At 63.4% G+C, this 15,020-nt stretch carries 14 protein-coding genes; 3 read left to right on the forward strand and 11 right to left on the reverse strand.

The annotated features are described in order from the left end of the window. The first annotated feature begins 3 nt into the window (after window positions 1-3). Window positions 4-837, forward strand: a complete 834-nt coding sequence (mazG, locus tag ATC00_RS10170; protein ID WP_037383231.1) for a nucleoside triphosphate pyrophosphohydrolase — start codon at window positions 4-6, stop codon at window positions 835-837. A gap of 24 nt (window positions 838-861) precedes the next feature. Here the strand turns inward: mazG and hflX are convergent, their stop codons facing one another. The 8 genes from hflX to dusB all read right to left on the reverse strand — a co-directional run bounded on the left by hflX (window position 862) and on the right by dusB (window position 10,950). Beyond that, window positions 862-2,184 (reverse strand): GTPase HflX, encoded by a 1,323-nt coding sequence (hflX, locus tag ATC00_RS10175; protein WP_037383228.1) that lies wholly within the window; start codon window positions 2,182-2,184, stop codon window positions 862-864. A gap of 81 nt (window positions 2,185-2,265) precedes the next feature. Then, window positions 2,266-2,508, reverse strand: a complete 243-nt coding sequence (gene hfq / locus ATC00_RS10180) for an RNA chaperone Hfq (protein WP_003535434.1) — start codon at window positions 2,506-2,508, stop codon at window positions 2,266-2,268. A gap of 107 nt (window positions 2,509-2,615) precedes the next feature. Beyond that, a complete protein-coding gene (locus ATC00_RS10185) occupies window positions 2,616-3,479 on the reverse strand; it encodes a D-amino-acid transaminase (RefSeq protein WP_037383222.1) in 864 nt (287 codons plus the stop codon). Window positions 3,480-3,494: 15 nt separating this feature from the next. Beyond that, window positions 3,495-4,859: a two-component system response regulator NtrX gene (ntrX, locus tag ATC00_RS10190; protein WP_037383220.1), complete on the reverse strand. Its 1,365-nt coding sequence runs from the start codon at window positions 4,857-4,859 to the stop codon at window positions 3,495-3,497. Then, window positions 4,849-7,161 (reverse strand): sensor histidine kinase NtrY-like, encoded by a 2,313-nt coding sequence (locus ATC00_RS10195; protein WP_234782275.1) that lies wholly within the window; start codon window positions 7,159-7,161, stop codon window positions 4,849-4,851. The genes ntrX and ATC00_RS10195 overlap by 11 nt, the downstream gene beginning before the upstream one ends. A gap of 164 nt (window positions 7,162-7,325) precedes the next feature. After that, window positions 7,326-8,780 carry a nitrogen regulation protein NR(I) gene (gene ntrC, locus ATC00_RS10200; protein ID WP_012707855.1) on the reverse strand — a complete coding sequence of 485 codons (1,455 nt, stop codon included), beginning with the start codon at window positions 8,778-8,780 and terminating at the stop codon, window positions 7,326-7,328. Then, entirely contained in the window at window positions 8,777-9,925 is a 1,149-nt protein-coding gene (locus ATC00_RS10205) for a two-component system sensor histidine kinase NtrB (RefSeq protein WP_037383213.1), read from the reverse strand. The genes ntrC and ATC00_RS10205 overlap by 4 nt, the downstream gene beginning before the upstream one ends. Continuing rightward, window positions 9,922-10,950: a tRNA dihydrouridine synthase DusB gene (dusB, locus tag ATC00_RS10210; RefSeq protein WP_037383211.1), complete on the reverse strand. Its 1,029-nt coding sequence runs from the start codon at window positions 10,948-10,950 to the stop codon at window positions 9,922-9,924. Before dusB ends, ATC00_RS10205 begins: the two co-directional genes overlap by 4 nt. A gap of 231 nt (window positions 10,951-11,181) precedes the next feature. Here dusB and ATC00_RS10215 point away from each other — a divergent pair, with 231 nt between their 5' ends. Together ATC00_RS10215 and ATC00_RS10220 are read left to right on the forward strand one after the other, a co-directional pair. Further along, on the forward strand, window positions 11,182-12,396 hold the full coding sequence (locus ATC00_RS10215) for a bifunctional 2-C-methyl-D-erythritol 4-phosphate cytidylyltransferase/2-C-methyl-D-erythritol 2,4-cyclodiphosphate synthase (RefSeq protein WP_037383352.1): 1,215 nt from the start codon (window positions 11,182-11,184) through the stop codon (window positions 12,394-12,396). After that, window positions 12,396-12,893, forward strand: coding sequence for a CinA family protein (locus ATC00_RS10220; RefSeq protein WP_064252687.1), 498 nt, complete (start codon window positions 12,396-12,398; stop codon window positions 12,891-12,893). The genes ATC00_RS10215 and ATC00_RS10220 overlap by 1 nt, the downstream gene beginning before the upstream one ends. Here ATC00_RS10220 and ATC00_RS10225 read toward each other — a convergent pair. The 3 genes from ATC00_RS10225 to lipA all read right to left on the reverse strand — a co-directional run bounded on the left by ATC00_RS10225 (window position 12,881) and on the right by lipA (window position 14,947). Beyond that, the gene (locus ATC00_RS10225; RefSeq protein WP_037383207.1) at window positions 12,881-13,330 is read right to left on the reverse strand and encodes a type II toxin-antitoxin system RatA family toxin; all 450 of its coding nucleotides are present in this window, start codon (window positions 13,328-13,330) and stop codon (window positions 12,881-12,883) included. The two genes, ATC00_RS10220 and ATC00_RS10225, sit on opposite strands and share 13 nt — an antisense overlap. 9 nt (window positions 13,331-13,339) lie before the next feature. After that, the gene (locus ATC00_RS10230; protein ID WP_037383204.1) at window positions 13,340-13,903 is read right to left on the reverse strand and encodes a P-loop NTPase family protein; all 564 of its coding nucleotides are present in this window, start codon (window positions 13,901-13,903) and stop codon (window positions 13,340-13,342) included. A 75-nt stretch (window positions 13,904-13,978) separates the two neighbouring features. After that, entirely contained in the window at window positions 13,979-14,947 is a 969-nt protein-coding gene (gene lipA / locus ATC00_RS10235; RefSeq protein ID WP_064252688.1) for a lipoyl synthase, read from the reverse strand. Window positions 14,948-15,020: the final 73 nt, after the last annotated feature.

Consider the following 15,020-nt stretch of genomic DNA (forward strand, 5'->3'; position numbering starts at 1 on the left):
CCGATGGAACCTTCTCGCGATATTCAACGCCTCATCGACATCATGGCCGCGCTTCGCGACCCGAAGACCGGCTGCCCGTGGGACATCGTCCAGACCTTCGAGACGATCAAGCCTTACACGATCGAGGAAGCCTACGAGGTCGCCGACGCGATCGAGCGCCGCGACATGGACGATCTTTGCGACGAGCTCGGCGACCTGCTGCTGCAGGTGGTCTATCACGCGCAAATGGCGGAAGAGGTCGGAGAATTCTCCTTTGGCGACGTGGTGGAAGCCGTCACCCGCAAGATGATCCGCCGCCATCCGCATGTCTTTGCCCGCTCCGACGCCGATACGCCGGACGCGGTCAAGCTGCAATGGGATGAGATCAAGCAGGCCGAGAAGGCGGATAGGCGCGCGCGCCGAATGCGGCGCGGTCTGCCGCTGGAGGAGCATTCCGGCCATCTCGGCTCAGTGCAGCGGAGCTTTCCGGCGCTGGTCGAGGCGCTCAAGCTTCAGGAGCGCGCCGCCAAGGTGGGCTTCGACTGGTCGGAGCCTGCACCAATTCTCGACAAGGTCGAGGAGGAAATCGGCGAGCTCCGCCAGGCGCTGAAGGATGGCGACCGGCGAAAGGTTGCGGATGAACTCGGCGACCTCATCTTCGCGCTGGTCAATATCGGCCGTCATATCGGCACCGATCCGGAAATGGCGCTGCGCGGCACCAACGCCAAATTCCGGCGCCGGTTCAGCCATATCGAGCAGGAACTGCATGCCGGCGGTGAAACGCTGGATGCTGCGTCGCTGGAGCGCATGGAAGAACTCTGGCAGGCCGCAAAGGCAATCGAGAGGCAATTGACGTAGCGGCATGCCGCTATGTCATGCTACTCACCAATCCTCCGCAACAGGCTTAGGCCCGTTGCCCAGCCGCCTTTCGAGCTCGGCCGCCTCGGACTCGGTCAAACGCAGGTCGAGGCTGATCCTTCCGTCTTCGAGATCGTCGCGGCCATCGACGATCGCGTGCTCATAGATCCAGGGCAAGAGCTGCAGCTGGTCCAATCCCAGGGCGACAGTGCACTCGGTCAGCACCCCCGAAAGCCGCTGGCCAATTTCGGCAAGCAGATCGTCGACGCCTTCGCCGGTGATCGCCGAAACGGCGACGGTGTTGTCGGCGCCCGCCGCTTTGTTCACCAGTGCCTCGCGCACCTCCGGCTCGAGCCTGTCGATCTTGTTCCAGACCTCGACAATGCGCTCGGCGCCCTCCTTCTCGTCTATGCCGAGATCGGCAAGGATGCGCAACACGTCGCTCGCCTGCGCCTGATTGTCCGGGTCCGACAAATCCCGCACATGCAGGATCAGATCGGCTTCGAGCACCTCTTCCAACGTCGCGCGGAAGGCCGCGACGAGGTGCGTCGGCAGGTCGGAGATGAAGCCGACGGTGTCGGACAGAATGACCATTCGGCCATGCGGCAGCTTCAGCCGCCGGAGCGTCGGATCGAGCGTCGCGAAGAGCATGTCTTCGGCCAGCACGCCAGCACCGGTCATCCGGTTGAACAGCGTCGACTTGCCTGCATTGGTGTAGCCGACCAGCGCCACGATCGGGTGCGGTACCTTCTTGCGCTTCGAACGATGCAACTGGCGCGTCCGGCGCACCTGCTCCAGTTCGCGCTCCAGCCGCACGATCCTTTCCTGCAGCAGTCGACGGTCGGCTTCGATTTGGGTTTCGCCGGGACCGCCCATGAAGCCCGCGCCACCGCGCTGGCGCTCAAGGTGGGTCCAGCTTCGAACCAGCCTGCCCTTCTGATAGTTGAGATGGGCGAGATCGACCTGGAGCGTGCCCTCCTTGGTGGAGGCGCGCCGGCCGAAAATTTCGAGAATGAGCCCCGTCCGGTCGATGACCTTGGCGTTCCATTCCTTCTCGAGATTGCGCTGCTGCACTGGCGTCAGCGGGTGATCGACGATAACCAGGCCCGCATCCTTCTCGTTGAGGATATGACCGATCTCCTCGATCTTGCCGCTGCCGAGCAATGTGCCCGGCTTCGGCTGCGCCACCGGAACGATCGTGCCGTGCACGACGTCGAGATCGATGGCGAGTGCAAGCCCGGTCGCCTCTTCCAGTCGGCTTTCGTCCGAACGTGTGCTGGACGCCGCTACATCCGCGGCCGGTTTGCCCGTCTTCTTCAAGACCGGCACGACGACGACCGCGCGCATGTCGTCGCGGCGCTTTTCAAGCTCCGGTATGATCGACGACGGCGATTTCGAATTGCGTTTGGTAATGGTCCTCAGGTCCCGTCAGGATGCCGCTTCCTCATTCTCGAACATCTGCAGAGGCTGGCCCGGCATGATGGTCGAGATGGCGTGCTTGTAGACGAGCTGAGAATGGCCGTCACGGCGCAACAGGACACAGAAATTGTCAAAAGATGTCACAACACCCGTCAGTTTCACGCCATTGATAAGGAAAATGGTCAAGGAAATTTTTTGCTTGCGAACCGTATTAAGAAAAAGATCCTGCAAGTTTTGAGAACGTTCCGCCATCGCGCCGCTTCTTTCTTATTTGCCGGCTTTGGCGCCGGTGCATTTTGTCAAATTTGCGATCAGACGTGTCACAGAAGCCTTCCCCCGACACCTCTTGAAGTTTGGTATCAAATCGCCGTCTTTTCCGCAACGTCGAAAAAGGCTTCACGAATATTCTGTGCTATGCTTCCTGGGTGACCGTTACCGATCGTCTTTCCGTCGATTGATACGACCGGAAAGCAGATGCTCGTGGCAGCGGTGACGAACACTTCCCGTGCGGCGAGCATTTCCTCGACAGAGAAGGCCTTCTCCTCGATCTTCAAGCCGAGTGGCTTAGCCACGTCCATCAATGTCGTACGCGTGATGCCGCGCAGGATGCCGTGCTCGGCCGGGCGCGTGCGCAGCGTCCCCTCGCCGTCTACGATCCAGACATTCGTTGCCGCCCCTTCCTTGACCGTGCCGTCCGCGTCGACGAAGATCGCCTCCTGAGCTCCCATTTCCTTCGCCCATTGGCGAGCGAGGACGTTCGGAAGGAGGCCGACCGTCTTGATATCCACCCGGTCCCAGCGGTTCTCCGGCACCGTAATCGCCGCGATGCCTTCGGCATTCTTCCTGGCGATCGCGGCGGCATCCGTGCGCTTGGCCGTGACGACTACAGAGGGTGGCGTGCCCTTGGCCGGAAACACATGATCGCGCCGGGCTACCCCTCGCGTCACCTGGAGATAGAAGAGCCCGTTGCGGACGCGGTTGCGCCGCAGCACCTCGCGAATGACCTGGATCAACGCGGCGCGGCTCATCGGCCACGCCATTCTGAGCTCGCTCAGCGACCGGTCGAGCCGGTCGAGGTGACGGCCGAGATCGACGATGAAGCCGTGCCGAACCTCGCACACCTCGTAGACACCGTCAGCGAACTGGAAGCCGCGGTCCTCCACATGGATCGCAGCGTCGGAATGCGGCACATAGGCGCCGTTCACATAGGCGGTTCTTGGCATGGTGCTTTGCCCGCCTCAGACGCCCAGGGACTTCAGCTTGCGATGGAGCGCGGAGCGTTCCATGCCGACGAATTCCGCCGTTCGGGAGATGTTTCCGCCGAAGCGATTGATCTGGGCAATCAGATAGTCCCGTTCAAACATTTCGCGCGCTTCGCGCAGCGGCAGCGTCATGATGTGCTGGTCACCCTTGGCGGAAATCTTCGGAAGCGTGTCGCCCACCTCGTTCGGCAGCATGTCGGCGCTGATCGGCGTGTCCGGACCATCGCTGCGGGCGAGGATCATCAGGCGTTCGATGTTGTTGCGCAGCTGACGGATATTTCCCGGCCAGTCATGCGCCTGAAGCACGGCGAGCGCGTCCTCGCCGATCTTGCGCGGCCGGATGCCGGCATGCTCGCTCACCTGGCGCATGAACATGTCGACCAGGAAGGGAATATCTTCGCGCCGCTCGGCGAGTGCCGGAACGCGCACCGGGATGACGGCAAGCCGGTGATAGAGGTCCTCGCGGAAGAGCCCCTCCGCGATCATGTTTTCGAGGTTGTAGGCGGTCGAGGAAATGATGCGGACGTCGACCTTGACGCGTTTCGAGCCGCCGACGCGTTCGAACTGCTGGTCGACGAGCACGCGCAGGATTTTGTTCTGCGTCTCGCGCGGCATTTCGCCGACCTCGTCGAGATAGAGTATGCCGCCATGGGCTTCCTCAAGCGCGCCGGTGCGACGCGGCTGGCCCGCGGTGCCCTCAGTGCCGAAGAGCGCAATCTCCATGCGGTCCGGCGTGATCGCAGCCGCATTCAAGGCGACGAAGGGACCGGTGGAACGCGTCGACTTGCGATGGATCATGCGCGCCACCAGTTCCTTGCCGGAACCGGAAGGTCCCTGGATCATGATGCGGCTGTTGGTCGGGGCGACCTTCTCGATCGTCTGGCGCAGTTGCGAGACCGCCACCGACGTGCCGATGAGTTCCACCGGATCGCCCGACCTCTTCTTGAGCTCCGACACTTCGCGCTTGAGCTTGGAGTTCTCCAATGCCCGCTCGGCAATGAGGATCAGCCGGTCGGCCTTGAACGGCTTCTCGATGAAATCGTAAGCGCCGCGCTTGATCGCGGAAACGGCCGTCTCGATATTGCCGTGGCCGGAAATCATCACCACCGGCAGATCCGGGTGGCGGCTCTTGATCTCGTCGAGCAGCGCCAAACCATCCAGCCGGCTGCCCTGCATCCAGATGTCCAGGAAGATAAGCCGCGGCACGCGGTCGTTGATCGCCGCGAGAGCACTGTCGCTGTCGAAGGCCGTTCGTGTCTCGTGGCCCTCGTCCGACAGGATGCCCGAGACGATCTCGCGGATGTCTTCCTCATCATCCACAACCAGAATATCAGCCGCCATTGGTATTACCCTTATCCTTTACAGTCTCGTCGCCCCCGCTTTCGCCGGCGGGCGGCAGGATCACGCGGATCATCGCTCCGACGCCGCCGTCGAAATCCGCCGGTGCATCGTGCAACTCCAATTGTCCGCCATGGTCCTCGATGATCTTCTTGACGATAGCGAGACCCAGCCCCGTGCCCTTCTCGCGCATCGTCATATATGGCTCCAGTATCCGGTGCCGGTTTTCGGTGGGGAGTCCCTTGCCGTTGTCGATCACATCGACGACGAAACGCCCTGTGCCATCGTCGCGACGGGAGCGAACCAAGATCGTCGGCGCACCGCGCACCGCCTCGGCCGGGACCGCCTCGATCGCCTCAACCGCATTCTTGACGATATTGCCGAAGGCCTGGCCGAGCATGCGCCCGTCGAACTGGCCTTCGAGCGCCTCCTCGCCGAAATCGCGGATGAAGGTGATGTGGTTGTTGCCCATTTCGCGCAGGAAGACGGCGTCCTTGAGAATCGAGCGCAGATCCGACTTTTCCTTTGTCGGCTTCGGCATGCGCGCAAAGGCCGAAAATTCGTCGACCATGCGGCCGATGTCTTCTACCTGGCGCACGATCGTATCCGTGCATTGGTCGAACACGGCCTTGTCCTGCTGATCGATCTGCTTGCCATAGCGCCGTTTTAGACGCTCGGCGGAAAGCTGGATCGGTGTCAGCGGGTTCTTGATCTCGTGCGCGATGCGCCGAGCCACGTCGGCCCACGCCGTCGACCGCTGGGCGATGACCAGGTCGGTGATGTCGTCGATGGTGATGACGTAGGAGCCGAGCGACCCCTCGCCCTCCTCCCGGGTCACCTGAACGTTCAGCGTGCGCTCGGTTCCGCCACGCATGATGTTGATCTGCTTGCGATAGTCGTTGCGATAGCGGCTTTCCGCCTCGACCAGCACCTCCTCGATCTCCGGCGCCACTTCGCGAAGACTGGCACCGAGCAGCCCCGGAGCCGATTTCCGCAGGAATTCCTCCGACGAGGGATTGACGATCGTGATGCGCCGGTCCCGGCCGACGCCGATCACGGCTGCCGTGACACCGGAAAGCACGGCCTCGATGAAGCGGCGGCGCTGATCGACCTCGTCCTTGGCCACAAGGATCTGGTCCTGCTGCGTCCGGATCTCGCTCACCATCTTGTTGAAGGTGCGCGACAGGTTGCCGACATCGCCGTCGACGGCGCGCACCGGCACGACCACGTCGAGATTGCCGGAGGCGACGCTGTCGGCCGCGCCGATCAGTTGCCGGATAGGGCGGACGATACGGTCGGCAACCGCTATTGCCGTCCAGATCGCCGCCAGAAGCACGATCAGCGCGAAGCCGATGTAAAGGACGCCGAAGGCGATCTGCAACGAGGTGCGCCCCGCCTCGAGCGCCTTGTATTCGGCGGTGTTCTCCTCCATCAGCCGCATGGAGCGCATGACTTCAGGATCGACGTTGCGGAGCGTATAGAGGTAGATGCCGGGGAAATTCTCCAACGGAACGACTGCCCCGACGAGGTTGGTGACGCCCGGGGGAATAAGCGTCGGCTGGCCCGCGACAGTGCTCTTCAACGCGTCCTGCGGGATGGCAGGCAAGGGCCGCTCGGTCGAGATATTGGCCTGGAGGATGGCGCTGCCGTCGGCGCGAACGAGGAAGGCGCCGAGCATGCCGCGCCCCCTCGCCTGACGCGTCATCAGTTCGGTAAAGCCGGTGCGGTCGAGGGCGTAAAGCTGCCGGTTGCGCTCGAGGTCGTTTGCCATCGAGACCGTCTGCCCTTGGAGATAGCTGGCGTTCTCCAGGACATAGGCCTGGGCGACATTCAGCGACGAGCGCACGATCGCCTGGGTGCGCAGCGAGAACCAGCGATCGAGGCCGACATCGAGGGTGATGCTGGCAAAAATCGCGACGAGGATGGCCGGCGTGATCGCGACGATCGAGAACAGGGCAACGATGCGCACATGCAGCCGCGCTGCCGCCCTGCCCTTGCTGCGGGCGCGAAGCAGCCTGATGATCTCGCGGGCGATCAGATAGATCAGCCCGACGACGAAGACGCCGTTGACGCCGGCGCAGGCAATGACGATGTTCCGTTCCGGCCGGACAGGGGTGAGGCCGAGAAGGACGAGCAGCGACAGGGTGGCACAGACCAGAGCCCCGGTGGCCAGCATCAGGCCCGGGAACGCGAAGGAGGCTCGCCGATCCTGCGCAGCCGCAACACCCTCCTCCGTGCCCAATGGCAAGGCCATCCCATCCACCATAAAAAGTCCCCCAAACCGGAGCCCCGAAGACACCGGCACCCACCTGCAATTCCGGACCAGATATTGAAAGTGCCCTAGCCCGGACGGACACCGGCAAACGCCGCGTCACGCGAGCCGCCATTGCCCAGGTCAGATCGAATCGATCGCCTCATGAGCCTTCAAGCAACGCATTGTGGCGAAAATGCAACGGTGTTGCAAAGCAGTCAAGCGGTGCGTGAGCTCCGATAGACCGAAACGCCCAGTTCGCGGATCTTCTTGCGCAGCGTGTTGCGGTTGAGCCCGAGGAGATCGGCTGCCTTGATCTGATTGCCGCGCGTCGCCGTCAGGGCCGCGAGGATCAGCGGATATTCCATTTCCGCAAGCACGCGGTCGTAAAGGCCCGTCGGCGGCAACGCCTCGCCGAAGCTCGCGAAATACTGTCGCATGTTCTCCTCGACCGCCTGCGAAATCGACATCGAGCCGGGACGCGCCGCGGCCTTGTCGATCGGGCTGTCCGGCACCTCGGATCGCAGCTCGTTTTCGATGATCTCGCGGGTGATCACATCCTGTGGATAAAGTGCAGTGAGGCGCCGCACGAGGTTCTCGAGCTCGCGCACGTTACCGGGCCAGGGATGCGCCTTCATCAGCTCCAGTGCTTCCTGGTCGAAGCGCTTGACGTCGAGCCCCTCCTTTTCGGCCTGCTGGACGAAATGGCGAACGAGATCGGGAATATCCTCGGCGCGGTCGCGAAGCGGCGGCAGGCGCAGCGGCACGACGTTCAGGCGATAGTAGAGGTCCTCGCGGAAAAGGCCCTGGTTGATCGACTGCTTCAGGTCCTTGTTCGTCGCCGCGACGATGCGCACGTCGGAGCGGATCGGCGTGCGCCCGCCGACGGTCGTGTATTCGCCCTGCTGCAGCACGCGCAGCAGCCGCGTCTGGGCGTCCATCGGCATGTCGCCGATTTCGTCGAGGAAGAGCGTTCCACCCTCGGCCTGTTCGAAGCGGCCGGTGGAGCGGGTCTGGGCGCCGGTGAACGCTCCCTTTTCGTGACCGAACAACTCCGATTCGATAAGGTCGCGCGGGATCGCCGCCATGTTGATGGCGACGAACGGCCCGTTCCGGCGCTTGCCGTAGTCGTGCAGGGCGCGCGCGACCAATTCCTTGCCGGTTCCCGATTCCCCGGTGATCATCAGTGTCAGGTCGGTCTGCATCAGCCGGGCGAGGACGCGGTAGATTTCCTGCATGGCGGCGGAGCGGCCGACGAGCGGCATCCCGTCCTGCGAATCGTCGTCCAGCTTGGAGGGCCGGCGTTTCGGCTCGGCGAGCGCCCGTCCGATGATACCGATCAGCTCGGTCAGGTCGAAGGGTTTTGGCAGGTAATCATAGGCGCCCTTCTCCGACGCCTTGATGGCGGTCATGAAGGTGTTCTGCGCACTCATCACCAGAACCGGCAGATCGGGCCGCGCCTTCTTGATACGCGGCAGGAGATCGAAGGCATTCTCGTCCGGCATCACCACGTCGGTGACGACCAGGTCGCCGTCGCCGGCGGCGATCCAGCGCCAGAGCGTCGCGGCGTTGGAGGTGATGCGCACGTCGTATCCGGCACGGCTGAGCGCCTGGTTGAGCACGGTGCGAATGGCTGCGTCGTCATCCGCGACGAGGATCGTGGCGCCGGTCATGCAATGCTTCCTTTTGTCATCGGAGTTACGTCATCCGCCGCCCGTCCTTTGGAGGCCGGCATCAGGACGCGAAAGGTCGTGCGGCTGTGCTGGCTGTCGCATTCGACGATGCCGCCATGGCCGCCGATGATCTTGGCCACCAGCGCCAACCCTAGACCGGAGCCGTTCGTCTTCGTCGTGATGAACGGATCGAAGAGATGCGGCAGCAGGTCCGAGGGCACGCCCGGTCCGTTGTCGTGGACACAGAACTCCAGCGGCAGCGAGATCTTTTCCCGCGTTCCCGCCACCGAGAGCCGGATGCCTGGCCGATAGGCGGTCGTCAGCATGATTTCGCCCTCGGGGCGGTCGCCGATCGCCTCCGCGGCGTTCTTGACCAGGTTGAGGAACACCTGGACGAGCTGGTCGCGGTTGGCATAGACCGGCGGCAGTGACGGGTCATAGTTTTCGGAGATCTTGATCCCCCGGGCAAAGCCCGCCTTGGCGATCGCCTTCACGTGGTCGAGGACCGAATGGATATTGAGCGGCACGCGGTCGACCGGCCGCTCGTCCGAAAACACTTCCATGCGATCGACGAGCGAGACGATGCGGTCGGTTTCGTCGCAGATCAGCCGCGTCAGTGCCCGGTCTTCATCAGTGACCGATGATTCGAGGAGCTGTGCTGCCCCCCTTATGCCGGACAGCGGGTTCTTGATCTCGTGGGCGAGCATCGACGCAAGTCCTGTCACCGAGCGCGCGGCTGCCCGATGGGTGAGCTGCCGATCGATCTTGTCGGCCATCGAGCGCTCCTGGAAGACGATGACCACAGATCCCGGCTGCGACAGCACCGGCGCCACGTAAAGATCGACGAGCTTGTCGGCGCCAAGCCGCGGCGAGCTCAGATCGACCCGGTATTCGTTGACCGGAGCGCGCCTTTCGCGCACCTGGTCGATCAGCGTCAGGAGCGGGCTGCCGAAGGGAATGAAGGCGCTGATATCGTGACGGGCAAGATGGTTGGCGCTCGCCCCGAAGAAGGACTCCGCCTCCCAGTTCGCGAAGGCGACATGGCCGTTCTCGTCGACGAGGATGACCGGGTTCTGTATGGCGTTCAGCACCGCCATCGAGAGGTCGTTCGCGGCTTCTGCCGGCTCCATTGCCTTTTCGGTCATGCCGCGATCTCTCCCCTCGCCGGCTCCAAGCCGGAGCAAGCAATCGCGGCCGCGACCCGATCGCTCACAAGTTTCACGTCCTTCGCCGTCAGGATTTCTGCCTTTTGTGCAGCCGGAAGGTCCGGCGCGAAACGCTCGATATACCAGCCGACATGCTTGCGGGCATGACGAAGACCGATCTCCGGCCCGTAGAAGTCGAGCATCATCGCGTAGTGCTCGACAAACGTTTCCGCTATTCGCGCTGCAGTGGGTTCGCCTGCGGCACCGGCCAGCACGCCCGCATGCCACGGCCGGCCCTGGCACGAGCGGCCGACCATGACGGCATCGGCACCGGAGCGGCTCAGGATCTCCGTGGCATCGGCGATCGTGTCGACATCGCCATTGGCGATCAGCGGAACGGAAATCACCTCGCGAACCGCACGGATCGCGTCCCAATCCGCCTTGCCGGTATAGAATTGCATCCGCGTGCGGCCATGGATGGTGATCGCCTGCACGCCCGCCTCCTCGGCGCGGCGGGCGATCAGTGGCGCATTGATCGAATTCTCGTCCCAGCCGAGCCGCATCTTCAGCGTTACCGGGACGCGGACTGCCTTGACGGTCGCCTCGATCAGCGACAAGGCATGGTCCGGATCGCGCATCAGTGCCGAGCCGGAATAGCCGCCGGTGACCTTCTTGGCCGGGCAGCCCATATTGATGTCGACGATGTCGGCGCCATTGGCTTCGACGATCTTGGCGGCCTCGGCCATCCAGTGGGCCTCGCGCCCGGCAAGCTGCACGATGTGGGGATCAATCCCGGAATTCTTTAGTCGCGCCCAGGATTCGGCGGCATTGCCAACCAGCTCGCGGCTTGCCACCATTTCCGTCACGACGAAGCCGGCGCCGAAGCGCCAGGCCAGCATGCGGAAGGGCAGATCCGTCACCCCTGACATCGGAGCGAGCGCCACCCGATTGCGGATTTCAACTTTCCCGATCCGGAGTGACGATGACAGGGCCGGCAGTGGCAAATGCATATCTTTCGGGCACATGAATATCTTGCACTATTTTTAGACAGTGTTGTTCGACTTGCCAAGCGATTTCCACGCGCCCGACAAAATTCCTCGAAGTGCGTCGACGCTCTCAAATTCTCGTTTTCAGGCATGCCGATCACCTGAAAACCGCCGCACAGTTCGGACGACAGGCACAGATGGCTGGCAATCACAGGACCTTCGCGGTACATGACGGCGAAGATTGGCGAATTGCGGGACCCCATACAGAAGATGCAGCCGGAAGAACAGTTCTCCTGTGGTGTTGTCCTCGTCGCCGCCGGCCGCGGCGAGCGCGCCGGTCAATCGGCGGAGGGACCGAAGCAGTACCGCAGGATCGGCAATCGCCCCGTTATCGCCCATACACTTGACGTTTTCGCGACATGGCCGGGCACCGGGCCGGTGGTCGTCGTTATGCACCCCGACGATGAGGCGCTTCTCGCCGCGGCGCTCGAGCGCATGGGCGACTCGCTGGCCGTGTCGGTGGTTCACGGGGGTGCGACGCGACAGCTCTCGGTGCTTGCCGGGCTCGAAGCGCTCGCCAGGACCGGCGTCAAACACGCAATGATCCAGGACGCCGTGCGCCCGTTCATCGACCATGCCCTGCTCGACCGTTGCCGTGCGGCGCTCGACGGCGGCGCAGAGGCAGTGCTGCCGGCGATCGCTGTTGCCGACACCCTGAAACGGGCTACGGACGGCCGTATCGTCGAGGAGACAGTACCGCGGGGCGGCCTCTACGCGGCCCAGACGCCGCAATGCTTCCGTCTCGAGGCGATCCTCGCCGCCCACCGCGCCGCAAGCGCCAGCGGCCGCAGCGACTTTACCGACGACGCATCGATCGCCGAATGGGCGGGCATCCCGGTGGTCCTCGTCGAGGGATCGTCGGACAATATCAAGCTCACGCTCCAGAGGGATATATCGATGGCCGATGAACGGCTGACCCGCCACGCACTTCCCGACGTCCGGACCGGCAATGGCTATGACGTGCACCAGCTCGTCGAGGGCGACGGCGTCACGCTTTGCGGCGTGTTCATTCCGCATAACCGCAAGCTCTCCGGTCATTCCGACGCGGATGTCGCCTTGCACGCCTTAACCGACGCGCTGCTCGCCACCTGCGGCGCCGGCGACATCGGCGACCACTTCCCGCCTTCGGATCCGCAGTGGAAGGGTGCCGCCTCGCGCATCTTCCTGGAGCACGCCGCACGGATCGTGCGCGAGCGCGGCGGAGTGATCACAAATGCGGATGTTTCGCTGATCGCGGAGGCGCCGAAGGTCGGTCCGCACCGCCAGCAGATGCGCGAAAATCTTGCCGCCATGCTCGGCATCGCCCTCGACCGCTGCTCGGTGAAGGCGACGACCAACGAGAAGCTCGGCTTCGTCGGGCGCCGGGAGGGCATCGCCGCAATCGCCACCGCAACGGTCGTCTATGTGGCGGGGAGCAAGGCCTGATGTGGCCGGCCGACATCGAACGGGCGGCGCGCGCTATCATCACTGACGTCACCGCGCGCGGGCTGAAGATCGCTACCGCCGAATCCTGCACCGGCGGCCTGATCGCCGCGGCGCTGACCGAGATTGCCGGCTCGTCCGCCGTGGTCGACCGCGGCTTCGTCACCTATTCCAACGAGGCGAAAATCGACATGCTCGGCGTCGACGCAGCGACGCTCGCGGTTCACGGCGCGGTCTCTTACGAAACGGCTGCGGCAATGGTACGGGGCGCCATCGCCCGCTCCGGCGCCCACGTCGCTGTCGCGGTCACGGGCATTGCAGGACCAAGCGGCGGCTCAGCCGAGAAGCCTGTCGGGCTCGTCCACCTCGCTGCGGCGGGACGCTCGGGCAATCTTCTTCACCGCGAGATGCGCTACGGCGATATTGGCCGTGACGCGGTGCGGCTGGCAACGGTCAAGACGGCGCTCGATCTCCTCAGGGAGATCGCTCAGGAGCCGTAGATCGCGTCGGCGCGTTTCTCGAAGGCCTCAGAGAACATGCGGAAGGCGCGATCGAACATCGAGCCCATCAGGGCGCCTAGAATGCGGCTCTTGAACTCATAGTCGATGTAGAAGTGGACGATCGACTGGTTCTCGTTCACCGGTTCGAAGCGCCAGATATTATCGAGATACTTGAACGGCCCCTCGATGTAGTTGACGTCGATCAGCCGCTCGGCCGGCTTCAGCAGAACCTGCGTCGTAAACGTCTCGCGGATGGCCTTGTAGCCCACCGTCATGTCGGCAAGCAGCAACACCTTGCCGTCGCGTTCCTTGCGCGATCGCACGCTCAGCGCCTCGCAGAGCGGCAGAAACGCCGGATAGCGTTCGACGTCGGCGACGAGGTTGTACATCTGCTCGGCCGAGTGCTTGACGACATGGTTGGTTTCAAAGTGCGGCATGGTTTGGAGTTAAGGCCGAGCCGCGAGAAGATCAAGGAGTTGGCGCATTTGTGCCCGGTTTCTTATCTGGAGAACGGGCACGGCGTGCTCCCGGAGCCCAGCGTCGACCATCGGGGCGAACTTGCGTTCGAAGGTCCAGATGTAGCGAATGAATTCCGAACTCAACCGTTCGGGGCAGCCGTCGGCCATTTCCGGGCGCGCCTGCCCTCGCCATTTCAGCCAGCGGCGCACCGCCCCCCAGAGACAAAGCAGGCGCGACATACGCACCCAAACGACGACGTCCGTGCGCGGCATCCTCAGATCGAAGCTCGACGGGTTTGTCCCGTCCATGATCCATCGCGGCTGATCGACTTTGGCGGCGATCATCGCCCGCTGTTCCGCGCGTGGTCGCGAGTGCCAACCAGGCAGCCAGAAGAATTCGCGGTCCATGGAGATGAAGGGTAGGTCGAAGCGGGTGGAAAGCCACCGCGCCAGAGTGGTCTTGCCGCCGCCGGAGCAGCCAATCACCAGAATTCGCCTCGCCTGCGCGAGATGGGCGGCTGCCTCGGCAATATCGGTCAGATCGCGTGCCATGCCGTCTCCACACAAGGAAAGCCGCGACGTCGGAACGCCGCGGCTATTGATCCTGTATCGGCGACCGGCGAAGAGCTACTCCGCCGCGGTCAGCTTCTTCTCCCGCGCCGCCTTCAGCCGTGCAAAGTCGTCGCCGGCATGGTGCGACGAGCGGGTCAGCGGGCTCGACGCGACCATCAGGAAGCCCTTGGTATAGGCGACCGTCTCGTAGGACTTGAATTCCTCGGGGGTGACAAATTTCTCGACCTTGTGGTGCTTGCGGGTCGGCTGCAGGTACTGGCCGATCGTCAGGAAGTCGACGTCGGCGGTACGCAGGTCGTCCATCAGTTGCAGCACCTCGTTCCGCTCTTCGCCGAGGCCGACCATGATGCCGGACTTGGTGAACATCGTCGGATCGAGTTCCTTCACCCGCTGCAGGAGACGGATCGAATGGAAGTAGCGGGCGCCCGGGCGCACCGTGAGATAGTTGCCCGGCACGGTCTCGAGGTTGTGGTTGAAGACGTCGGGCTTGGCGGCGACCACCCGCTCGAGCGCGCCTGGCTTCTTGAGGAAGTCCGGGGTCAGGATTTCGATCGTCGTCGTCGGAGACGCGTCGCGGATCGCGAAGATCACCTTCTCGAAATGCTCGGCGCCGCCGTCCTCGAGGTCGTCACGGTCGACCGAGGTGATGACGACGTGGCTGAGGCCCATCTGCTTGACGGCCTTGGCGACATTGGCGGGCTCTTCGAAATCGAGGGCGTTGGGCTTGCCGGTCGCCACGTTGCAGAAGGCGCAGGCGCGCGTGCAGATCTCGCCCATGATCATGAAGGTGGCGTGCTTCTTGTCCCAACATTCGCCGATGTTCGGGCAGCCGGCTTCCTCGCAGACGGTGACGAGCTTGTTGCTCTTCACGATCGAGCGGGTCTCCTGGTAACCCTTCGAGGTCGGCGCCTTCACGCGGATCCAGTCCGGCTTGCGCAGCACTTCCGTATCCGGCCGGTGCGCCTTTTCCGGATGGCGGATGCGCTGAGCCCGATCCGAGACCGCGTCGAAAACCGTTACCATGTTTCTTCCTTCGTCGTATCGAGCATGCGGCAAGAAGCCGTTGGCAATTTCGATCTATATAAACAAGCGGACA

Origin of the sequence: Sinorhizobium americanum (assembly GCF_001651855.1) — a bacterium.
GTDB lineage: Bacteria > Pseudomonadota > Alphaproteobacteria > Rhizobiales > Rhizobiaceae > Sinorhizobium > Sinorhizobium americanum.